The organism is Neoluteolibacter marinus (genome assembly GCF_014904755.1).
GTDB lineage: Bacteria > Verrucomicrobiota > Verrucomicrobiia > Verrucomicrobiales > Akkermansiaceae > Haloferula > Haloferula marina.
The window spans coordinates 35,725-57,810 of sequence record NZ_JACZFQ010000040.1 but is presented as its reverse complement, the minus strand read 5'-3'; the positions used below and the strand labels follow the sequence as shown (position 1 = coordinate 57,810).

The window sequence follows — 22,086 nt, the reverse complement described above, 5'->3', positions numbered from 1 at the left end:
CGAGCCGTTCCATGCTTCGCACCCGGCCGCTCACTCCCCCTCATCATCGGAAACCAGCCTACCGGCACGATCGATGAATCCCGACTCCTCCTCGCCGTCCTCGTTCTCCCACTCGACCTCGGCGTGACCCTCCGAAAAGGAATCCGCGGCGCTGTAGCGAAAAGGAATCACGATCCCCCCTTTGGGGTCGATGAATCCCCAGCGTCCATCCTTTTCCACCGCAGCAAGGCCTTCGGAAAACTCGCGGGCCGAGCCGTAGGTCAAGGCGATGACCTCGCGGCCGCCGCGATCGATGTATCCCCACCGTTCCTCCTCGGTATCCTCGAGGGCAACCGGGGCCAGTCCATCGGCGAAATCCTTGGCATCGGAGAAGCGCGGTTCGACGGCCCAGCTCCCGTCCGCCTTGATGTATCCCCAAGTGCTCATCACCCGCACCGCCGCAAGCCCCTGGTAGAATTCACGGGCGTAGGAAAAACGGGGTTCGATCACGATCCGCTTGTCGTCGACGCGACGGAACCCGGAGAGCCGCACTTCCTCGAGCTCGTCATCGGGGTTCGCGATCCCGTCCTTGAGATCCCGAGCGGCGCGGGCGTGGAAGTCTGCCACCTGGTTTCGCGCCCGGGTCGCGAACGAGTGCATCGCCGGACGCAATCGGATGAACCACTTGCCCCCGGATTCAATCACCTCGGCTTCCTCACTCAGGCGGCGGTTGATCTGGAGCTGCTCGTTCTGAAACAGGAACGAGTATTCGATTTTCCAGGTGCTCCCCGGTGGACTGTCGGCGGAAGGCGCCACGATCCGATCCAAGCGCACGGATTCGAGCAACTTCGCGAGCTCCCCGGGAGCCCGGCGCCGGATGCTGGCGAACTGCTGGTCGAGCATCGCGCAGAAAAGATCCAGGGGAGCCATCGCCGTGAGTTCGGCGACGCTGCCGACACCGGCATTCCGCAGCAAGCCTTGGGCTTCGCCCAACGGCTCGAGGATCTCCGCCGCCGCGGTGACCTGGGCGTGGAAGCTGTCGATGTCCGCGGGAAAAACCAGCGGCGACCATTCCCGCGGACCGGCACTCTGGCTGAGCTCGATGTAGCGGCGGACGGTGACTTCGAGGGCCGGCGGGTGGGCTGGATCTTCTTTGATTACAGGCATGGCAGGAGCGGGGTCGCGCGGGGCATCCTGCGCGCGCCCAGTCAGGACTTGCAAGGCGAGCAGGCCGCCAATGAAACCGGGACAGACGCCGGGGATTCCCATGGGGACAAGGAAATCATCAGCGGGCCTTGCCACAAGCCAAGTTTGCCAGCCACCCGCTCCTTCAATCGGCCCACACGCCCTGCGCGACCAGTTGCTTGGTCGCCGCTTCCGCCCAGCCGCGGTTGGCGGCGGGCGAGGCAGGGGATGGATGAAGGACGCGGCCGAGTCGAGCGGTGGAGCCGAGACGTTCCGCGGCGGCTTTCAGGCGCTGCTCGGCGTATGCGCCCACGCCGATCAAATACTGCCCGTCCAGTAGTTCGAGGGCACGCACCAGGTGGTCGAGGCAGGCCTCCTCGACCGGTTCCATCTCGGCCGCCACCAGCTTGTCCGGGGTGAGGTTCGCCCCGGTTTCGCTCATCCACACCAAGGGGCAGAAGTTGAGGACGAAGTGATCGCGGAAGAACGCATCCGCGGTGCCGAAGCGTTCGGCGAACAAGCCCCACAGCCGGCGGCCGCTGACCTCGGATTTGGTGCAATCGAAACCCTGCACGGGGCGCTTGGGATGCTCGTGCCCCGGCTTCCCGACCTTGCCGGAAATGCCCATCCACTCTTTCACCGCGGCGATCTCCCCGAACGGAACCCCGGTCTGCGCCATCCCGAAGGGCCCTGGATTCATGCCCAGGAACACGACACGCTTGGGGCCGCCGCCAAAGCGCTTGAGATAAGCCTCGTGCGGTTCCCGGGCGTAGTCGAGTGGCAGGTAGACGTGGCTCGATTTGGTGAATTCGAGCGGGCGCAGTCGGTCCGCCAGTTCGCGGGCGGCGGCAATCAGGGGCTGGGTCACGCGGCCGAGCTAAGCGGGCGCACGGCCCGGCCGCAACCCCGCGCCGGAGCGTCTTTCAGCGGACGACCTCGACCCGGAAGAAGCGGGCCGGCTCGAGTCCGGTCGGAAGCTCGGCCGATTGGATCCCGGTCTCCGTCGCCAGCCGGGTTGCCCGGACCGACCATCCGCTGAGAGTCTCGCTGGAGGTGACCTGATAGAGTTTCCCGGCCACGGCGGACCACTCGACGGTGAAGGTCTCACCTTCCGGATCTCGATGGTGTGCGGTGATTGCGAACACCGATGCCGCGAGCTGCGGATCCGTGCCTGCTTCGAACTCCTCGAGGTTGCTCCTGCCGTCGCCATCGGCATCGAGACCGCCATCGCCGGGATCCAGGGAGGAAAGCCCGTGTTCCGCTTCCCAGTCGTCCGGCAGTTCGTCCTCGTCGGCATCGACAAAGGCGAGCAGGTCGACCGGCGGGGAATCCCCCGTCGGTCCTTCCGCGTCCGTCACCCTCAGGACCGCGCTGGCGGCGGGTTCGGCGACCGAGATGATCCCGACGAACTCGCCCGCGGTGAACGGAATCCCGGCCGGGGTGAAGGTGAGTTCCGTGCCGACACCGCTGAGCGTGGCGCTTTCCTCGTAGTCGGCCTTCGGGTTCCCGAAGTCGTCCCACGCGACAATCCGCACCGCGAAACCGTGGTCCGCATAGGCCGAAGCCGGGACAAATTCCCAGGTGAAATGATCCAAGGACCCGTCCGGGAGCGGTGGCAGCAGCAGCGGATCATACTCGACGCGGTAAAATTGCCGGGAGCTTCCGAGGGTCGGCAACTCGACGCTAAGCGGACCATCGACTGTCGCGATCCGCTTCGCGCGCGTCGTCCAGTTTGTCAGCCCGTCGCCGCTGGTGACGCGGTAGAGTTTCCCCGCGACGCCCGTCCATTCGAGGGTGAAGGTCCCGGCAGCGGCGTCGTGATGGCTTGCCGTGACCGCCAAGATCGAGGAGGAGGAATCGGGATCAGTCCCGGTTTGGAACTCCGTGAGATTGTCCTCTCCGTCGCCGTCCGCATCCCGCACAGCATCGCCCGGATCAGCCGGCGAAAGGCCGCGCGCGCTTTCCCAGTCATCCGGCATGCCGTCTTCGTCCTCATCGACGAAGTCAGCAAGCACGACCGGACCGGCGATCTCGCTGCGATGACCGAAGGCGTCGGCGATCTGGAGAAAGGCCGCGTCCGCGGCTTCCGCGATGGCGATCGTTCCGACGAACTCTCCGCCCTCGAAAGAAGCCCCCGCGGGGCTCAGCGTCAGGGGCGTGTCGATCACCCACGGCAGGATGAGAGCAGAATTGGCCGCACCCAGCGACGAGTCGACCAGCGACCAGGCCCAGTCGGACGGGTCGTTGTGGTCGCCCCCCCCGCCGCGCTGCCAGAAGTTCGAGCCGGTCTGGAGGGGATCGCCGGCCAGCGCACCACCGCTCCAGTGACCCGAGGCGACCGGGTCAATGATCTGGCCACCGATCTCGATCGAAAGGCCGGCAAGCTCGACGTCGGTCCACTGTCCGATCGCGACGAAGTCGCGCAGCGTTCCCGTATCATCCAGCAGCATCAGCCAGCCCCGGGAATCCGCGGGGTCCCAGCCGATCTCGCCGCCGAAATGGATGCGTCCGGGCGAATCGGATTCGGAAATCCGCAGGATCCCGCCCGCCCCGACCACCGCGGGCAGCGCGTAGCTCACTTCGTTCGGAACCACGATGTCCGCGCTGTCGCCGATGACCACCGTCCATCCGGCGGTGTCCGCCGATTCCGCGGTGACGTTCTGCAATTCGAACTGATCCTCCGCGCCGTCGGTGACCTCGGTGATCAACACGGGCGAAGCGCCGGCGAGCCGGCTGAAGGCGCGCATCGTCGCGCCGCCCGCGTAGTCCTGCTTCAGGTGGCCCGCCGCATCGCGCGCCGAAACTTTCACCGCGAAGCCCGCGCGGGCATACCCGGCGTCCGGCACGAAGTCCCAGGTGAAATGATCGAGCGGACCGTACTCGATCACGTTCAGGATCAAGGTGGCCTGGGCCGTTCCGGCGGGGCCGGTCGCGGAGATCTGGACCGGGAACTCGCCCCCTTCCGCGGGGATTCCCGAAATGAGGCCGGTCGCCGGACCAACGCTCAGGCCGGCAGGCAGTCCGGTCGCATCGTAGGCCACGGGCGAGCCGGTCGCGGCGATCGAATACGCGAAGGGGTTCGCCATCACCCCGCGTGCGCTGGTGATGCTGGTGATCACCGGGGGTTCACCGCTGCCCGGGCTGCCGTGGATCGCCGCCGAGGCCACCCAAACGCCGATCGACCCCCAATCCGCCGCCCGGGTCGTTCCCGCGTCGCGGAGGTGCAGCGAGTACCCGCCGCCTGCGGTGGCGGGATACCAGGCGGGGTCATACTTGAAACTGAGGATGTTCAGGCCGAAGGGCAGCGGCAGAGTGAGGCTGACCTTCTCGCCGTCGTTGGACAGCGAGCCGGTGTATTCTCCGGGTGCCAGCACCGCGGCCTTGTCCGGATAGCGGCCGAGGAACGCGCTGCGGTTCTTGCACACGACGACGAAGTCCCCGGGGGCCAGCAGGAATCCCGGACCGAACAGGTAGCTGATGCCATCGGTGAATCTCACGCCCCCGAGATCCAGCTCCACCGCCCCGGTGTTCTGCAGCTCGATGAACTCGAAGTCGCCGCCGCCCGCCGGATCATACATCACCTCGGTGACCCGCAGGGCCGCCAGCACGTCCACCAGGCTGCTTGGCGCCGTGGCATTGAACAATCCCGGGGTCGGGATCGGGAAGAGGTCCCAGTTGAAGCTGCCATCGGGATTGAGACCGGTCGACTCGTCGGCGCGCTGCGAAATCATCGCGACGTGGCGAATGACGGTGCCGTTCTCCCCGCACAGCCAGATGTTCTCCGAGCGCCCGTCGAGGCCGAAGCCCAGGCGCCCCGAGTCCAGCACCAGGTAGTCTCCCGGCGCGCAGAAGCTCAGCTCCGGAAAGACAAAGCGGTCGGGATAAGCGCTGAGGTGGTCGGTCAACCTCAGCCCGGAGAGCGCCACCGGGAGACTGGCGGAGTTGTGGATTTCGACGAAGTCGTCCTCCAGGCGGAAGCCGGTGTTGCCGGCCCATTCGTTGATCCACAGCCGGTCCACGCCGCCCAGGCCAACGGGATCGCCGTTGGGACCGTTGAGGGTCGGCTCGCCCAGCCCCCAGGTTGCCGGGTCGGAGGCACCGCGCGCGATCGACCTGTCGGCGACCTGCGGCCCGAAGTCCACTTCATCCAGCACTTCTCCGAGGTTGTTCCTCAGCTCGACCCGGTCGCCTTCCGCCGCCAGGCCGAAACCCAGGGTGTCCGAGGTCACGATCTTGAATCCCCCGGCAGGGACATTGCCGCTGCCTGCGGGAAAAACATACTCGTTGGACGCATCCGCGATGACATGGCCGGCCAGGGCGATCCCGCTGGTGCCGCTGTTGTGCAGCTCGATCACATCGGGAAACGAACCGCCACCGGGGTAGGTGGAGACGTTGACCGCAAGCACCTCGTTGATCCGCAAGTCACCGGCCGCAGCCCGGGTGAAGGTGCCGTGACTGGTCGGCGCCGGCGGCACGATCTTTCCGGCCCCGACCTTCCCGAGCAGGTAGTTCTGGCGGGAGGTCATGTAACTTTTCATCTCGCCGCGGACCGACGCCGGCACCCAATCCCCGAGCAAGTTGTCCACGAAGGCATGGAACGGCGGATTGGGGTTGGTGGTGGTTTCGGCATCGAAGGGCCCGCCGAACATCTCGCGGATGGCACCAAAGTATTTCTCCAGGATCAACGCGTTGCCGGGATCGTCGTTGTCCCCGATCAGCGGCAGGAAGCCCTCGAAGATGTCGCCGGATTCGGTCGACTCGAACAAATCGTCACGGGTCGGTGAAGCAGGGTCGTCCCCCTGCCCGACGATGGTGTCCAGGTCGTGCGGCAAAAGTTGCATCCGCCGGTGGCTGCCATCGTCAACCCAGACCGCCGCGTAGTCCTCGTCCTCGCCGTTGGAGAGGCTCGATTCGCGGTTGTCGATGATGGTCATCAGCGCCAGCCAGCGCGCCAGCTGGTCGAAGTCCACCACCGTCGAAAGGCTGTCGATGTCCGCGTTGCTGAACGGCGCCTTGGTCCAGGTGCCTGAGGCGACATTGCCGGGGTCGGCACCGGTGAAATAGGGTTCCGACACCGACTGCCAGAGGTCTGAAAAGGCGATCACGTCGGACCAGTCGTTGCGGCCGCTGTGGTTGCGCTTGAGCCAGCCGGAATAGACCCCGTCGGGCGTTGCCGGTGCGGTGCCGATGTTGGACCACTCGGTCTTGTCCTCGTTCTTGCGGTAGACCTGCACGTCCGGGGCGGTCGGCCAGTGGTTGTCGACGTAGTCGCTGTCGATGGCTTCCATGCGCACCCACATGCCATGGTCCGGATCATCCCCCGAGCTGCCCGTGGTCCGCTCGATGCCGTTGCGGCGGACCTCGACGGGCGTGGTGTCGTTGGCCGGCAGGCCGGTAGCCTGGTACATCCTCATGCCGAGGAACTGCAGCCAGGGGAACTTGGCGTTGAGATTGAACTTGGTCACCCCGCCCCAGCCGTCGTCGGCCGGCATCGAGATCTGCAGCGACTTGTTGACGAACTTCCGCGAACTGCTGCCGCGGATGCGCATCCCCGTGCGATAGCGGATCGTCTTCTCGCCGCCTTCGGTCGCGACGAGCGTCACATTGAACTTGCGGTCCGGGCCCTTGACGCGGTCGATGTTGGTGGTCGGGCCGTATTCGGACTGAAGATCCTCGTACTTGTCGTTTTCCGCCGCCGTCAGGATCAGCCGGTAGGTCGGCGCAGCGGTGCTCTCCGGCTCGTCGTCGACTTGATAGGTGCAGTTCGCGGTCTGCCCGTCCGAGACCGGCGCCGGCCAGGTGCGGGTCAGGATGCCGTCGCTGGCGTGCACGTAGAACTCAATGATCGTTCCGTCCGGCATCGCCCCGAGGGTGGCGGTGAAGCGGCGGTTGCCCTGGTTGCTCATGGCCAGCGGCTGGAAGGGTCCGGGCGAAGCACTCGTCGCATCCCGCCAATGGAGCGTCGCGAACAAGGCTTCGGAGGCATTCTCATCGACCAGCTCGCACGACAGGGTGACCACGTCGCCGCTGCGCGGCACGGCGGGCGAATGCTGCACCTTCAGGATGACCGGCGCGATGTCGTCGCTGATCAACGAATTGGGCGCCCCGGGAGACCCGCCGGTCGCCAGTGACGAACCCCAGTTCTGTCCGTTGTCGACGGCCAGGTGCGGGTTGCGCCGCTCCAAGGACGCGCCGCCGCCGCTGCTCGGGCTGTTCCAGCGCCAGCCGTTGGTGTCATCCCAGGTCCGGAAGCCCCAGTCACCTTCGTCCGCATAGCGGATCGAATCGACCTCCGCGAACCCGCCGTTTCCGTCCGGCTTCGAAAGTGTGACCCGTTCTCCACGGTTCGAGAGCTGATCGCCGTGCTCCCAGGGACCGAGGATCCCCGGCACGCCGGTCGCCAGCGCCAAGGCGACCGGATCCGCCGCCACCACCCGGTAGGCCCCGGGGCCCAGCATCGAACCCGGTGGAAACACGAAGTCGACCCCGCGGGTGAGCGCCCAGCCGGAAAGATCGACCGCCTGCTGGTCCGGATTGTGGATCTCGATGAACTCCAGCGCGGTGTTCTCGGGGTAGGAGATCCCGGGGCGGTACATGATCTCGTTGATCACGGGCACTCCGGATGCCGTGGGCGCGATGAACCATAAGGCCAACAGTGCCTTTTCGTGAGCTTTCATGAACTGGGGGGAACCGCAGGGGGGCGCGGCAAAGCAACTCCGGGTAGCACATCCCGAGCCTCGGGTCGACCTCGACCTGACTTTAAAAGTAACTAACGTTCAATCACCAAGCCCCAGGCACCACGGCCGTCGCGCTTTGCAATGCGCTCGAATTCCCGCAACTCGCGCAGACGCGTGTGCACGGAGGTGCCGTCGGGAAGGCCGGCAGCTTTGGTGTGAATTCTTGCCAATCCATTGATCACCAGAAACTCGTGAACCATCGGACCGTCCGGCGGTGCGATGAAGGCATGGTAGCGGTGATCGCCAAAGGGATCGTCCCAAGCCGTAAAGACCGTGAACTCCGTGCTCGCCAGCCATTGGTGGACTTTCGCCTTTGCCTGCCGGCCGATCTCGACCGCCTGTTCGTCGGAAATCCCCAGATCCTTGGCCTGGTCGTGGATCCGGTCAAAGTTGTTCCGGCCGCCCTTGTAGCGGCGGAAGTCACTTTCCGGGGCGTCTACATAGTAGAGGCGGAATTGCTCGACCCGACCGTCCGGCAGGCGGACGCGGAAGCTGTCGCCGTCGTTCTGCCGGTGATCCACCCAACGACAGCCGGCGAAGCTCTGGTAAGCGCCCGTCGGGAGCTTTCCGGCAGGAAGCTCGTTGCGGTGATCGAGCCACCACAGCACCGCCGCCGCGATCAACAGCAGGACCCACTGCCAGGTCTTCCTCGGCCGGCGTCGCGCCATGCGGTCAAAGCCCCTTGAAGCCCTTGTATTCCTTGTAGGTGCCGAGCGGCATCGACGCCTTGCCCCAGTCGCGGTTCAAGCGCCGGTAGCGCTTGATGAACTCGGTCGGATCCGCCCAATGGGTCATGTCCCGCGGCACCGATTCCCGGTGCATGCCAACGGTCAGGTCGTGGCGGATCTCGAAGTGCAGGTGCGCGGCGTACATCCCGCGGTTGCTGCCGATGGTGCCGACCTGCTGGCCGCGCTTGACGATCTGGCCCACCCGCACCATCCGCTCGTTCAGATGCCCGTAGAGCGCGTCGCAAAACTTCACCTGTCCGGTCGAGGGCTCGCGGTAGGCGTAACGGATGATGACCACGTTGCCCCAACCGACGCGAACGTCGTAGGACCAGGTCACCACGCCGTCGCCGATGCTGTAGACCGGGTCGCCCAGGTCGGTGTTGCCGCCGCCCCGGCCGTTCCAGTCCTCGCCGAAGTGGACGGGCGGCCTCAAGCGCAAGCCGCGGGCCTTGTAGTAGCCGTTTCCATCCGGTTTCCCGACCGGGAAATCAAAACCGTCGGTCAACGCCACGCGCGCCGTCCTTTGCTGCGCCAGCGCCGGCATGATGCATGCAAGGAACAGGGCAAGGACGGCGAGGAAGCCGGGTTTTCGCGGCGATCCGCTCACCCCCACAGTGCAAGGCCGGAGGCCCCTGCCCGCAAGTCTAATTCGACACCTGCCCCGGGGTCGCCACGGGCGGGTCCCGCGGCGCAAGCGCCATCATCGTCCAAGGATCGGACCACCCCGATTCCAGACGAGCCCGATAGGCCTCGAGCTGCACCGCATCGAGGAGCGGGCCCACTTTCTCCAAACGGCTTTCGATCACGGCCCGGACTTCCCGGCGGAAATCCTCCACCTCCGGCCTCGCGCCATCCGGCATCCCGATCCGATCCCCGAGGTGCTCCCAGACCAAGGCTTCAATCCCCAAGGCGTGGGGGTCGCGGTCGAAACTGGAATGGAAAAACTCGACCGGCCGGGGATCATTGACACGGAAATCCGCCACCGCCCCGGCTTCCTCCATCAACGTCGCCCGGAGCAGGTCGAGCCGCCTCGTCCCCATGCCCTCGCGGCCCGGAAACGGCGCCAGGCAGGACTCGAGCGCGGCATCACGGACCCGCTCCCGCTCGGCGCTCCGGAATTCGTCGAAGACCCTGGTCTGCGCCCCTTCGAGCTGGCTCTCCAGATAACGATCGTAGGCCCGCTGGTTGCACGAGCTCCCGACCTCGCGAACCGCAAGCCAGTCGCTCTCCTTCGCCATCCGGGCACTGACTTCATCCCGCCATTTCGCGAGGTCATCCAATTGGTCGCGGCGAAGCGCCAGCACCGGGGTCAGCTCCTTTTCCCGCCAAAGCAGCCCTTCCATCAGCCGCTCCCTCATCATCGCGGCGATCTCCGCCCCGGACATCGTCCCGTCGAGCTCCCGATGATGCGCGTCCCCCGGACGGTCCTGCGGACCCGTCGCCGGCAGTCGCGGCGCCACCTTGGTCCGCCGGCTGGCGGGAGGCAGTGTTGCCGATCCCTCAGGCGCATCCCGCGGCAACTGCAGCCCGGCCACGAGAGCTCCGAGCAGCCCTGGAAGCAGGAATGGATACCCTCCTTTCATCGGCCATCGCTGCATCGAATGCCACCTCGCGGGGGCGATGTCGATGGCAATGCGCCGCCCTCAACCCTGCCCGAGTCCGAGGAAATCGGTGGCGATCATCGCTGCCGCCACGATTGCGATGGCGATCCGGTACCAGCCGAAGACGCCGAGACCGCGGCGATTCAAGTAGCCAACCATCCACTTCACCGCGATCGCCGCGGACACCGTGGCGGCAATCACGCCGATCAACAGCGGGATCAGCCCGTAGCTGTCCCACATCAGCAGCGCCCCGCCGAGCTTGTGGTCATACTTCTCCGCGATGTCATGGACCGGCCAGACCGCCTTCTTGGCGGTGGCCGCACCGAGCGTCACCAGCCCCAGCAGGAAGGAAAACTCGACCGCCGCCCCCAGACGCAGACCCACCAGGATCCCGCCGAGGATGGTCATCAAGCTGCGCGAGGTTCCCGGCCACATCGCGACGCATTGCGCGAAGCCGATCACCAGCGCCATCTTGAGGGTGATCTCGGCCAGCTCGACGCCTTTCGAACCGCCACCCTTCTTCATCCAGCGGTCCACCACCAGGATCGCGATGCCCCCGACCAGCCAGGCCCAGGCGACCCACTTGAAATGGAACAGCTTTTCCTCGATCCAGTCGTTGGCCAGGATCCCGATCACCGCCGCCGGCAGGAAGCCGGCCACGATCGCGAAAATCAGGTGCAGTCCTTCGCGGTCCTTGCCCAGCAAGCCTAGGATCATCTGGCGGACCCGCGGCCAGTAAAGCCCCAGCACCGCGGCGATGGCGCCGCCCTGAACGCAGATCGCGAAACAATCCGCGGCCGCCTTTTCCTGGCCCGTCAGGTCGCCGAGCATCATCCGCTGGGCAACGATGAGATGGCCGGTCGAACTGACCGGGAGGTATTCCGTGAGGCCCTCGATGATGCCGAGGATGAGCGCTTGCCACCAGTTCATGGGAGGATGCGAGCGACACTGGAGAGCCTCATTCCAACCGGCAAGGGATTTGCGGTTGAATCACCCGCACTCCACGCGGATGCTCTGCCCACTTGCCGGGGGGGCGAGGTTTGTCGGCATGAAGCAACGGTACCTTTGGATGGTCAGGCGCGCCTATCGGGCAATGCGCCATCCGAGGCTGCGTCACCGGCCGTGGTGGCGAAAGTTGACCCGCCCGCTGATGCACAAGTCGCTGTGGAAACCCTGCCGGGACTCGGTCGCCAAGGGCATGGCGATCGGCCTCTTCATCGGTTTGATCAGCCCCTTCATCCCGCAATCCCTGTGCGCCGGGGTCATCGCGGCCTGGCTGCGGGCGAACGTTCCCTTCGCCATCGTTTCCACCTGGCTGAGCAATCCCTTCACCTACCCTTTCATCCTGCCGGCCCAGCTGTGGCTCGGCCGCTGGCTGCAATCGAACATCGGCCTGCGCGTGCCCGGCATCGACGACGCCGATCAGATCGCCGGCCTCGGCGGCGCGGCGATCGACCTGATGCTCGGCGCCGCCGTCTCGGGAATCCTGATGGGCATGCTGGCCTTCCCCCTCGTTCACCTTTTTTCGGCGATCCTCCCGCACCACCTCCCCCACCTGCCGCACCTCCACCGGCAGAAGCAGGCTACGACTCCGGCCCGGGATGGCGGAAAGTCCTCGAGCTGACCTTGCCGCCTCCGTACGGCGCGCCGAGTCGGATGCCGACCGAGACTTTCGGAAAAACATAGCGCTCCTGGGCCCGCGCCTCGGCCCGTTTCAGCCCGGCCACCACCAGCAGGGCGATCAATCCGGTCGCGGCGATCAACCCGACGGCCAGCGCGATCATCCGCGACCGGGTGGCCGCCTCCGGGATCGCATCGTGCTCGTCGAAAAGCGCCGACACACCTTCCGCGAAGCCGATCCCCAGGACCTCCGCCACTTCCTCGCGGTCCGGGACGTCGCGCAGCCGTCCTTCCAGGCCGCGAACCAGCCCGGCCAGCTCGACCGGAGAAAGCTCGGTCGCCCCCTTCAGCTGCATTTTCATGCCCGGCTCGATCTCGGTCTCCCGCGGCCGCGACCGACCCACCTGGAACGCGCGGCTGTCCACCTCGAGCACCAGCACCATCCCCGCCGCATCGCCCACCCAGGCATCTTGCAATCGCTGGGCCCGCTCCGCCACGGTGGTGTCGAACAGCGAATCGTAAATCGCGTAGTAAAGATGAAACCCGTGGGCCTCCTCGAGCAGGCTCAGGGCCTCGACGATCTTGGCGAGACGCTCCGGGCTGCGCACGAAAAGCCGCGCCTCGTCGAACACGCCATCCTCGGGACGCGGCGGGGCGACGAAGGTTTCCTCATCCGCGCGGAGCACCGGCACCGCCATCGCGACAGCCAGCAGCAGGAAAAGAAACCATCTCACGGGCACATCATCCCCGGCCGGCCGTGGCTGGCAAGCCGCGAGCCGGGCAGCACCTCAAGCCTTCTTCTTTTCACCCGCCGACTTCAGGTCCGCCTTCATGCCGGTGAAAAACAGCAGCGCCGCCGCCACACAGATGCAGGAGTCGGCGACATTGAAGGAGGGCCAGTTGTAGTTCACCACCGGGATGGTGAAGTCGAGGAAGTCGACCACGTAGCCCGCTTTCAACCGCTCCCACAAGGGGGCACCCTTCATCTCCACCAGCAAGGACCCCTGGACCAGCCGGTCGGTGAGGTTGCCAAGAATCCCGCACAGCAGCAGCCCGACCGCGAACTTGCCGCCGTTGCCGGCGAAGAATTTCCTCCGCACCCCCCAGGTGATCAGGGTCAATGCGATCACCGGCACCGCGAGGAACACCACCGGCGCCCAATCGCTGCCATTGCCGAAGCCGAAGGCCACGCCCTGGTTGTGGACGCGGCGGAGATTGAAGTAGTTCTCGATGACGACGATCTTGTCCTCGTGGTCGATCCACGGCGGCACGAAGCGCTTCACCACCCAGAACTTCGTCCACTGGTCGAGGACGTAGAGAGGGAGGGTAACCCCGAGGAGGATCCACCACAGCGGCCACTCCTTCTTCTCTTTGTCAGGTTCCATCGGCGTCCAGTATTGGGAACCCTCAGGCGTGCGACACCGTCTGCAGCACCGACTCGCAGCGGCCGCAAATCCCGGCCTGACCCAGCGGTTCGTAGCGCCGGCAACGCGGACACATGCAATAGTCCGTTTTCTCCGCCTTGGCCGACAGCGCCGGCCCGGCCGACACGTCGAGGCCGGCGATGATGAAGAACTCGGTCGCGAACTGGCGGTCGCGCAGCAGGTCGTAGACCGCTTCCTTCTCCGGCACCACCAGGGTGACCGACGCCTCGTTGTTCTTCGCGAAGGCCTTGGCCTGGATCTTTTCCTCGATCGCCGTCTGCACCGTCCGGCGGATCTCCAGCAGGCGGTTCACCTTCGCGGTGGCCTCGGTGCCGGCGAATCCGGGATCCGGTTCCGGGAAATCCTGTTCGTGGACGCTGCCGTCAGTGAAGGGCGCGTGCTCCCAGGCCTCGTCCGCGGTGTAGGCGAGGATCGGCGCCATGATGCGGCACAGCGCGCTGAAGACGTCGTGCATCGCCGTCTGGCTGGCACGGCGCCGGACCGAGCTACGAGCATCGCAGTACATCCGGTCCTTGGTGGCGTCGATGTAGATCGCCGACAGGTCGGTGGCGCAAAACTGGTTCACCGCGTTGAAGACCTTGCGGAATTCGTACTGCTCGTAGGCCTTGCGGCACTCGGCGACCACGGCGTGGAGCCTTTCCAGGATCCACTGGTCGAGCAGCGGCAGGTGGCTCGGTGCGACGCGGTCCATTTCTGGGTCGAAGCCGTCGAGGTTGCCGAGCAGGATCCGCAGCGTGTTGCGCAGGCGGCGGTAGGGTTCGGCGACCTGTTTGAAGAGGTCCTCGCCGAAGGGCACCTCGCTCTGCCAGTCGACCGAGGAGACCCACAAGCGCACGATGTCGGCACCATACTTGTCGTAGAAGTAGGAGGCGTCGGTCGGCTTGCCCGCCTTGGCCGCGTCGGACTTGGAGATCTTCTTCTTGTCCTTGTCGACCACGAAGCCGTGGGTGAGCACCGCCTTGTAGGGCGCGGCACCGCGCCAGGCCACGCTCATCATCAGCGAGCTCTGGAACCAACCGCGGTGCTGGTCGGTCGCCTCGAGGTAGAGGTCGGCCGGGGCGTGCAGCTCGGGATGGGTCTCGAGCACCGCCACGTGCGAGCAGCCGGAGTCGATCCACACGTCGAGGGTGTCGCGGCACTTCTTGACGCCGGCCGGCAGGCCGAGCTTGGCCGCGAGCTCCTCGTCGGAAAGTTCGAACCAGATGTTGGTGCCTTCCTTCTCCACCAGGTCGGCCACCTTGCGGGCGGTTTCGGCGGACAGCAGAGCCTTGTTTTCGGCATCGAAGAACACCGGCAGCGGCACACCCCAGGTGCGCTGGCGCGAGATGCACCAGTCGGGCCGTGACTCGACGGTGCCGTAGATGCGGTTGCGGCCCCACGACGGCAGCCACTCGACCTGGTCGATCGCTTCCAGCGCCTGGCCGCGCAGGTTTTCCAGCGAGATGAAGAACTGCTCCACCGCGCGGAAGATGATCGGCGTCTTCGAGCGCCAGCAGTGCGGGTAGCTGTGGCGGTAGACTTCCTTCGCCAGCAGAACCCCCTTGCTTTCGAGCAGCTCGATGATCGGCTCGTTCGACTTGAAGACGTGCTTGCCGACCAGGTCGGGCAGGCCGCACTCGGCGGTGAAGTTGCCGTCGTCGTCGACCGGCGAAAGCACGCCCAGCCCGTACTGCTGGCCGACCGAGTAGTCGTCCGCGCCGTGCCCGGGGGCGATGTGGACCGCGCCGGTGCCGGTGTCGGTGGTGACGAACTGGCCGAGGATGATCTTCGAGGTGCGGTCGAGGAAGGGATGCCGGGCCTCGAGCAGTTCCAGCTCGCGCCCTTTCAGCTCCTTCATCACCGAAGTACGACGCATGCCGGACTTGGCCTCGAGCTCGGCGACCAGCTCCTTGACCACGATCAGGATCTCGCGGCGGCCGTTGCCCTCGAACTGGGCGACCTCGTAGATGAAGTCCGGGTGGACCGCCACGCCGAGGTTGGCGGGAAGCGTCCACGGCGTGGTCGTCCAGATCGCGATCGAGGCGTTGCCGATGCCCAGCTTCGACGACGACTCCGGCGTCATCGGGAACTTGACGAAGATCGCGCTGCTCTCCTTGTCCTGGTACTCGACCTCGGCCTCGGCGAGCGCGGTGTGCGCGCCGTAGGACCACTGGACCGGTTTCTTCGACTGGTAGACCGCGCCGCTCTCCACCAGCTTGGCGAAGACCCGCAGGATCTCCGCCTCGTAGCCGGGTGCCATCGTCAGGTAGGGATTGTCCCAGTCGCCGAAGACCCCGAGGCGGCGGAAAGAGCCGCGCTGGATGTCGATGAACTTTTCAGCGAACTCGGTGCAGCGGCGGCGGATCTCCGCCGGCTCCAGGCCGGTCGCCTGCTTGACCACCTTGAATTCGATCGGCAGGCCGTGGCAGTCCCAGCCCGGGACGAAGGGCGCGGCGAAGCCGGCCATCGTCTTCGATTTCACTACCAGGTCCTTCAGCACCTTGTTGAGCGCGGTGCCCATGTGGACGTCGCCGTTGGCGAACGGCGGGCCGTCGTGCAGCAGGAAGGTCGGGGCCTTTTCGCCGCGACGGCGGGCGAGGATGCGCTGGTAGAGTCCGTTCTTCTCCCAAATCGCCAGCCGCTTCGGTTCGTTTTGAACCAAGTCCCCGCGCATCGGGAACGTTGTCTGCGGCAGCAGCAGCGTGTCTTTGTATTGGGCGTCTGAACTCATCGGCGGGCGCGGAAGCTAGCAACCTCCCCCCGGGGGGTCAATCACCGGGGCAGGGATTGAAAATCAGGCGGATTTGCCTGGTTTCCGGCCTCCGCGGGGACCTCAGCGGCGCCGCCGTTTCTTCACCAGCAGGCTGGTTGCGAGCTGTTCCTGCACCTCGTGATGCAACCCCTCGCCCGCCCGGGCCGCCATCCGGCGCTTGAGCGCGGCGAAGGAAAGCCGCGGCAGCGCGATGTGGAAGACCGGCTCGCCGGGCTTCACCGCCGGCATGGTGGTGAGCCCCTGGATGATCCCGTCCGCCGGCGAGCGGATCTCGTTGAGGATGTGCCCGAAGATGTCGTGGTTGGTCGCCAGCAGCTGGCCCTGTTGCACCAGTTCCCCCGGCCCGCAGCGGAATTTCAGGATCCCGCCGTGCTCGGCCCGGACCCACACCGATTTCCTCACCTCGACTTGGAACGGCGGCGGGACCGGCTTGCCGTCGATCATCTTGAGATGCTTGAGGACATTGCGGGCGCCTTGGGCGCCGAGCGCGACCACCCCGGGCTCGATCTTCCACACTTCGCCGGCCTCGAGCACGATCGTCGGAATCCCCCGGCGACAGGCAGTGCGGCGGAGGCTGCCCTCCGCGCCGCGGCTGTGGACGATCAGTTCGCACCCGAAGGCCCTGGCCATCCGCCGCACTTTCGGGTCGTCGAGGTCGGCGCGGATGTTCGGGTAGTTGGTCCGCCGGACCGCCGCGGTGTGGAGGTCCAGGCCGTAGTCGCACTGGCGGATGACCTCGTTGAAGACCAGGTGGGTCAAGCGGCTGGTCAGGCTGCCCGACCGGGATCCGGGAAAGCAGCGGTTGGGATCGCGGCGGTCCGGCAGGTAGCGGCTGTGCGCGTCCATGCCGTAAACATTGACCACCGGCACCGCGATCACCACCCCGCGCCGCAGTTCCAGCGGCTGGTCGAACACCAGCTCGCGGATGATGCCCAGCCCGTTCAGCTCGTCCCCGTGAACCACCGCCGCCACGAACAGGATCGGCCCGGGCTTCTCCGCCGCCACCACCCGCACCGGCACCGACACCTCGATGCCGGTGTAGCTTTGCGAATACCCGAGCCGCAGGTCGCGGGTGCATCCCGGCTCGATGAGCTCGCCCGCCACGACGAGGGGGTTGCCGAGCCGGGTGACAATGCCGCTGGCGGCCTTCTTCCTCACGCGTCCTTCTTCTTCGAGTTCTTGCTGCGCCGGGCCTTCTTCTGACGCTTCCTTTCACTCTCCATCATCGAGCGCATGTGCAGCAGGTCACCGTAGCAGATCAGTTTGTCGCCGGTTTCGATCAAGGTGTCGCCGTCCGGGATCGGGATCGGCACCTTGTTGCGGATGATGTTGAGCACCTGGATGCGGTTCTCCATCAGGTTGGTCTCGCGCAGCTTCTTGCCTTCCAGCATCGGCAGGTTCGCCACGGTGAACTCGGCCACCCCGAAGCCGGCGGAAATCGTCAGCCGCTGGCGGTAGTCCATTTCGGGGAAAAGCACCTTCTTTTCCAGTTCCTCGATCACCAGCCCGGCGATGTCGATCCTGGTCGAGGTCTCGATGCCCTCCAGTCCGGGCGACGAGTTCACCTCCATGACCTGCGGCCCGTCGTTGCCTTCCAGCATGTCGACGCCGGCGACCTTGAGACCGAGAATCTGCGCCGCGCGCACCGCGGTCTCCTCGTACTCCGGCGTGAGCTTCACCGCCGTGGCACTGCCGCCGCGGTGGACGTTGCTGCGGAACTCGTCGCCCTGCGCCTGCCGCCGCATCGCCCCGACCACCCGGTCGCCGACCACGAAGGCGCGCAGGTCCTTGCCCTTGCTCTCCTTGACGAACTTCTGGATCAGCACGTTCTGCTTGGTGCTCTGCAAGGTCTCGACAATCGCCTGCGCCACCTTCGCCGTGTCGGCGAGGATGACCCCCACGCCCTGCGTGCCTTCCAGCAACTTGATGATCACCGGCGCGCCGCCGACCGCCTGGATGGCCCCGAGCACGTCTTCCTTGCGCCTCACGAAGGCGGTGTGGGGCATGCCGATGTCGTGGCGGCTGAGGATTTGCATCGCGTGCAATTTGTCGCGGCTGCGCGAAATCCCGAGCGCCGGATTGAGGACCGACACGCCCATCTGCTCGAACTGCCGCAGTACCGCCAGACCGTAGAAGGTGATCGAGGCCCCGATCCGCGGGATCACCGCATCGTAGGTCGACAGGGTCTTGCCGTTGTACATCAGGTGCGGGTCATCGCCCTCGACGTTGAGCGCGAGCCGCAAGGTATTGAGAACAAAGACGCGATGCCCGCGCTTCTCCGCCGCTTCCTTGAGCCGGCGGGTGCTGTAGCACTTCGGGCTACAGGAAAGGATACCGATTTTCATGTGATCTTTTTCTTCTTCGAGCGGCGGCTCGAGAGCACGTTGCGCCGGCTCACGTCCACCAGGAAGCGGTGCTCGAGCGCCTTTCGCCCCAGCAGCATGCGGAACAGCATTTTGTCGCGCGACACCAGCGAGATCTCGACCTCGCACTCCTCTTCGCCGATCCGGATCCGCGCCATCACGAAGCAGCGCTTCTGGAAGTGGCCGGTGCTCGATCGCACCCGCGCCCACTTCACCACCGGCGCGGTGACCCGCTTCCGCTTGAAGGGCTTGCGCCGCGAGTAGACGACATCGAACTCCACCCGGCCGTCCCCGAGGTCCTCGAGGTTCTCCACGTGCAGCGCGCTGCTGCGCGCGCCGGTGTCGATCTTCGCCTTCACCCCGTCGATCCCCCACTCGGGATAGTCGATGTATTCGGCCCAGCCGATCGTCTTGAGGTTCATGCTGATGGCCGAATCTAGCAGACGCCCTTCCGGCTGCCCACCCGGGATCGAAAAGATTTGAGGATTGGCTTCCCGCCCCGACCGCAGGAAAGCTGACGCCGCCATGATCCGCCTTCCCCGCCTGTTGCTACTGGCTTTCGTCTTCACCGGATGCGGACCGGGCGTCCCCCGGATGCCACCGGCACCCACGAGCGCCCTCTCGGTCGCTGACATCCGCCGCGACTCCGACCAGCGTTTCGCGCAGCTCCTCGACGGTGCCACCTCAACCGACATCTTTTCCCAATACTCGCGCAGCGGCACCTCGCAACGGGCGCGGAACTTCACCGGCCGGCTGAACTTTTCCGGCATCGCTTGGGACGACTCCCGCACCGCCACCCTGGTCTCGCCGGTTCACGTGGTGATGGCCCGCCACTATCCGCGGCCGGTCGGCGCGACGCTGGCCTTCCACGATCCCCGCGGAAAGCTCCACCAGCGCACCTTGACCGCCGTCGTCCCGCTCACCGGCATCACCGACGTCTGTGTCGGCAAGCTCGACGCCCCGCTGCCAGCCTCGGTGCCGTTCTACCGGGTGCTCCCGCCCTCGCCATCGAACCCAAACCTCGCCGGCTGCCTCGCCGTGGTAACCAACCAGTATCGGCAAGCCCACATCCACGAGATCAACCGCGTCTCCGGTATTGGCATGGCGTTCCGCCGCCCCGATCCCGACCGCATTCCGCCGAACCTGACCAGAAATGTCGTCAAGGGCGACTCCGGCAATCCCTCTTTCCTCCTCGTCGGCGGGGAGCTGGTTTTGATCGAAACCCACTCCACCGGCGGCATGGGCGCAGGACCGTTCTATTCCAGCCCGGAAGTTTTCGACGCAATCAACCAGGCCATGCTCAAGCTTGGCGGCGGAGCCCGGCTCACCACTGTCCCCGTGCGCGAGGACCGCTGACGCGACCCCGCCAATTCCCTCTTGCCAGCTTCACTTTGTTTTGCAAAGTGATTGCACACCCCGTCATTCGGGATCACCCGCAGCCAATTACTTTGCATCACAAAGTTCATGTCGTCCCCAGCCATTTCCCCGCCGGCCATGCGTTTTGAAATCCGCCGCGCCCACACCGCGGGCCACGGCGACGAAACCCGCGCCGCCCTCGCCCGGCTCGACGCCCGGCTGAAACGCGGCCCGGTCACCCTCCTCGGCCCGCTCGCCCCCGATCCGGCGCTGTGCGAGCTTTACCGGCGCCGCGGCGCCCTTGAAGGATCCGCCGGGGAATATCGAGCCCCGACCCACACCGTGGTGGTTCCCCTCCACGGCCTGCCCAGGGACTGCCGGCGGCGCTGGAAGGAAGCCGGCCATGAATTGCTCGACTTGACCCTGCCCGCCGTTCGCCGTGCCCAGACCTCCCTCAACCTGCTGACCCTGGAACATTGCAAGCCGCTGGTGATCGGTTCCCGCGACGACGCGGAAAGCGCCGCGATCTCCGGCGAAGCGAAAGGTGCGATCGTGGTGGAAGATGGCGACCAGGCCTCGCAACTGCCCTTTGCCCCGAAGTTCGGCCTGGTCTGCCAGACGGGGATTTCCCGCCGCCTCGCCAACGGGGTGGCGGAAGCGCTGCGGCTGCAGCACCCCGACAGCCGCATGGTTTTCCTCGATACGACCGCACCTGCCAATAGCGAGCGGGTCCGGTCCGTGGAAGCGCTCAGCCGCTGGTCGGAAGCCATCATCGTCGCGGGCGAGGCGCGGGAGGCCTCGGTCCGGACCTTGATCGAAGCTTCCCGGCGGCTGGGCCTCCCGGCCTTTGCCATCCCCGATGTCGCCAGCCTCGATCCCAAGGACTTTGCCGGCATCTCCCGCATCGGCATCACCGCCGGCGAGTTCTCGCCGGACGCCGTCACCGAAGGCCTGGTGGCCCGGCTTGAAACGGAGTCTGCAGGCTAGAATGAGGGCATCCAAAAACAACTGCTAGCCGCTCCCTCTCGCTCGCCGCACTCGGCGGCAAACCGAAAACGGCACGATACAACTCCGCGATGGAGCGCAATACCTTCGGCCGAGACCTTCGATCGCGGCCTCAACAAATCCCGTATCTGTAGTCTTCAACACGTTGCCATGCGCCAGCCGCAACATCACGGTCCTGCGTCAATCGGGTTGCCGGCGCGGACCGCGGCCTTCGCCGAAGTTTCCCCGGCCGCCGAAGTTCCCGCCGCCCCCGAAGCGACCGCCCCGGTCGCGGCGGTCGAAGTCCGCCATCCGTTCGGTCATGCTCTGGATCATGGCCTCCTGCTCGGCGGCATCGAGCATCCCGTCGCCATTGGTGTCGGCCCGGTCGAAGCCGCGCCCCATCCGGCCGGACACCTCGTCCTTCGCCAGCATGCCGTCGCCGTTGGTGTCGCGCTCCTTCAAGCGGGCCGTCACCTGTTCGGTCATGCGGGCGATCCGTTGCTCGCGTTGTTCTGCACGCCGGGCCTCGCGCTCCTCCGCCGTCATCGCCGGCGCGGCGGGAGGCACGACCGGAGGCGCTGCGGCTGCCGCCTCGCCGGCGATGGCAGGCGGCGCGGCTTCGGGGACCGGCGCCACTTCTGGCGGCGCCGCCGGAGTGCGCGTTTCCGCCCGTTTGGTCGGGAACGGCTGGGTCGATTTCGATTCCGGCGCGGCGGCGGCCGGCTCGGTCTTTTCATCGCAGGCGGCGAGCAGGCCGGCGGCGAGGATCATCCAGGGAAGTTTGGTGTTCATGACGGCAGGAAAATGGAAAGCGGCCAAGGAAGCCGGAGTTTCCAACCGGTGGCCCGCCGGGAAGTTGCGACGCCCCTTTGGAGTGCGCCGGCAGAGGGAGCTCGCGACCGGCGACGGCGCTTTGGCTTGGGTGCTCGCAGTGCGGGGAATGGGGAGGATTCCATCGGGTTGCCGGGCTGGAACGGATCGGTGCGGCAGTCCTTGTGAACTCGCGGACTTGCCCCAGTCACTCGAATGCGGTGTCGCCGCTTCGCTCTGCCACCGCACTCCAAGGTACTTTGGAGTGCGCCAGCAGAGGGAGCGCAGCGACCGGCGACGGCGCTTTGGGTGGGGTGCTCGCAGTGCGGGGAACTTTTCGAATCCCCCCGGATTGCCGGACTGGCGCGGATTGGTGCAGCAGCCCTTGTGAACTCGCGGCCTTGCCCCAGTCACTCGAAAGCGGTGTCGCCGCTGCGCTCTGCCACCGCACTCCAAGGTACTTTGGAGTGCGCCGGCAGAGGGAGCGTAGCGACCGGCGACGGCGCTTTGGCGTGGGTGCTCC

General features: G+C 66.2%; 17 protein-coding genes. 3 read left to right on the top strand and 14 right to left on the bottom strand.

The features are described 5' to 3' along the window. Nucleotides 1–30: 30 nt before the first annotated feature. The 7 genes from IG178_RS09500 to IG178_RS09470 form a co-directional block, all read right to left on the bottom strand. Complete coding sequence (locus IG178_RS09500; RefSeq protein ID WP_193212306.1) at nucleotides 31–1,146, bottom strand: WG repeat-containing protein; 1,116 nt, start codon at nucleotides 1,144–1,146, stop codon at nucleotides 31–33. A gap of 163 nt (nucleotides 1,147–1,309) precedes the next feature. Next, entirely contained in the window at nucleotides 1,310–2,032 is a 723-nt protein-coding gene (locus IG178_RS09495; protein ID WP_193212305.1) for a uracil-DNA glycosylase family protein, read from the bottom strand. 55 nt (nucleotides 2,033–2,087) lie between these two features. Beyond that, nucleotides 2,088–7,841 (bottom strand): lamin tail domain-containing protein, encoded by a 5,754-nt coding sequence (locus IG178_RS09490; protein WP_193212304.1) that lies wholly within the window; start codon nucleotides 7,839–7,841, stop codon nucleotides 2,088–2,090. A gap of 92 nt (nucleotides 7,842–7,933) precedes the next feature. Continuing rightward, nucleotides 7,934–8,569 (bottom strand): hypothetical protein, encoded by a 636-nt coding sequence (locus tag IG178_RS09485; RefSeq protein WP_193212303.1) that lies wholly within the window; start codon nucleotides 8,567–8,569, stop codon nucleotides 7,934–7,936. A 4-nt stretch (nucleotides 8,570–8,573) separates the two neighbouring features. Further along, nucleotides 8,574–9,173 (bottom strand): murein hydrolase activator EnvC family protein, encoded by a 600-nt coding sequence (locus tag IG178_RS09480; protein ID WP_193212338.1) that lies wholly within the window; start codon nucleotides 9,171–9,173, stop codon nucleotides 8,574–8,576. Nucleotides 9,174–9,273: 100 nt separating this feature from the next. Then, nucleotides 9,274–10,212, bottom strand: coding sequence for a hypothetical protein (locus IG178_RS09475; protein ID WP_193212302.1), 939 nt, complete (start codon nucleotides 10,210–10,212; stop codon nucleotides 9,274–9,276). A 60-nt stretch (nucleotides 10,213–10,272) separates the two neighbouring features. After that, nucleotides 10,273–11,160, bottom strand: a complete 888-nt coding sequence (locus tag IG178_RS09470) for an undecaprenyl-diphosphate phosphatase (RefSeq protein ID WP_193212301.1) — start codon at nucleotides 11,158–11,160, stop codon at nucleotides 10,273–10,275. A gap of 118 nt (nucleotides 11,161–11,278) precedes the next feature. Between IG178_RS09470 and IG178_RS09465 the strand changes: the two genes are divergently transcribed. After that, nucleotides 11,279–11,854, top strand: coding sequence for a DUF2062 domain-containing protein (locus IG178_RS09465; RefSeq protein WP_193212300.1), 576 nt, complete (start codon nucleotides 11,279–11,281; stop codon nucleotides 11,852–11,854). Here IG178_RS09465 and IG178_RS09460 read toward each other — a convergent pair. The 6 genes from IG178_RS09460 to IG178_RS09435 all read right to left on the bottom strand — a co-directional run bounded on the left by IG178_RS09460 (nucleotide 11,814) and on the right by IG178_RS09435 (nucleotide 18,832). Beyond that, on the bottom strand, nucleotides 11,814–12,584 hold the full coding sequence (locus IG178_RS09460; protein ID WP_193212299.1) for a TPM domain-containing protein: 771 nt from the start codon (nucleotides 12,582–12,584) through the stop codon (nucleotides 11,814–11,816). The genes IG178_RS09465 and IG178_RS09460 overlap by 41 nt on opposite strands. A 54-nt stretch (nucleotides 12,585–12,638) precedes the next feature. After that, nucleotides 12,639–13,235: a signal peptidase II gene (locus tag IG178_RS09455; protein WP_193212298.1), complete on the bottom strand. Its 597-nt coding sequence runs from the start codon at nucleotides 13,233–13,235 to the stop codon at nucleotides 12,639–12,641. Between the two features lie 22 nt (nucleotides 13,236–13,257). Next, nucleotides 13,258–16,005 carry an isoleucine--tRNA ligase gene (ileS, locus tag IG178_RS09450; protein WP_193212297.1) on the bottom strand — a complete coding sequence of 916 codons (2,748 nt, stop codon included), beginning with the start codon at nucleotides 16,003–16,005 and terminating at the stop codon, nucleotides 13,258–13,260. 102 nt (nucleotides 16,006–16,107) lie between these two features. Then, nucleotides 16,108–17,205 (bottom strand): succinylglutamate desuccinylase/aspartoacylase family protein, encoded by a 1,098-nt coding sequence (locus tag IG178_RS09445; protein WP_343225953.1) that lies wholly within the window; start codon nucleotides 17,203–17,205, stop codon nucleotides 16,108–16,110. Next, complete coding sequence (gene rimK / locus IG178_RS09440; RefSeq protein ID WP_193212296.1) at nucleotides 17,202–18,392, bottom strand: 30S ribosomal protein S6--L-glutamate ligase; 1,191 nt, start codon at nucleotides 18,390–18,392, stop codon at nucleotides 17,202–17,204. Before rimK ends, IG178_RS09445 begins: the two co-directional genes overlap by 4 nt. After that, nucleotides 18,389–18,832 (bottom strand): ATP-dependent zinc protease family protein, encoded by a 444-nt coding sequence (locus IG178_RS09435; protein WP_193212295.1) that lies wholly within the window; start codon nucleotides 18,830–18,832, stop codon nucleotides 18,389–18,391. Before IG178_RS09435 ends, rimK begins: the two co-directional genes overlap by 4 nt. Nucleotides 18,833–18,935: 103 nt before the next feature. Here IG178_RS09435 and IG178_RS09430 point away from each other — a divergent pair, with 103 nt between their 5' ends. Together IG178_RS09430 and IG178_RS09425 are read left to right on the top strand one after the other, a co-directional pair. Continuing rightward, nucleotides 18,936–19,766, top strand: coding sequence for a hypothetical protein (locus IG178_RS09430; RefSeq protein ID WP_193212294.1), 831 nt, complete (start codon nucleotides 18,936–18,938; stop codon nucleotides 19,764–19,766). Between the two features lie 108 nt (nucleotides 19,767–19,874). Next, a complete protein-coding gene (locus tag IG178_RS09425; protein ID WP_226895255.1) occupies nucleotides 19,875–20,753 on the top strand; it encodes a hypothetical protein in 879 nt (292 codons plus the stop codon). Between the two features lie 198 nt (nucleotides 20,754–20,951). Here IG178_RS09425 and IG178_RS09420 read toward each other — a convergent pair whose 3' ends face one another. Continuing rightward, a complete protein-coding gene (locus tag IG178_RS09420; protein ID WP_193212292.1) occupies nucleotides 20,952–21,545 on the bottom strand; it encodes an EF-hand domain-containing protein in 594 nt (197 codons plus the stop codon). Nucleotides 21,546–22,086 lie beyond the last annotated feature (541 nt).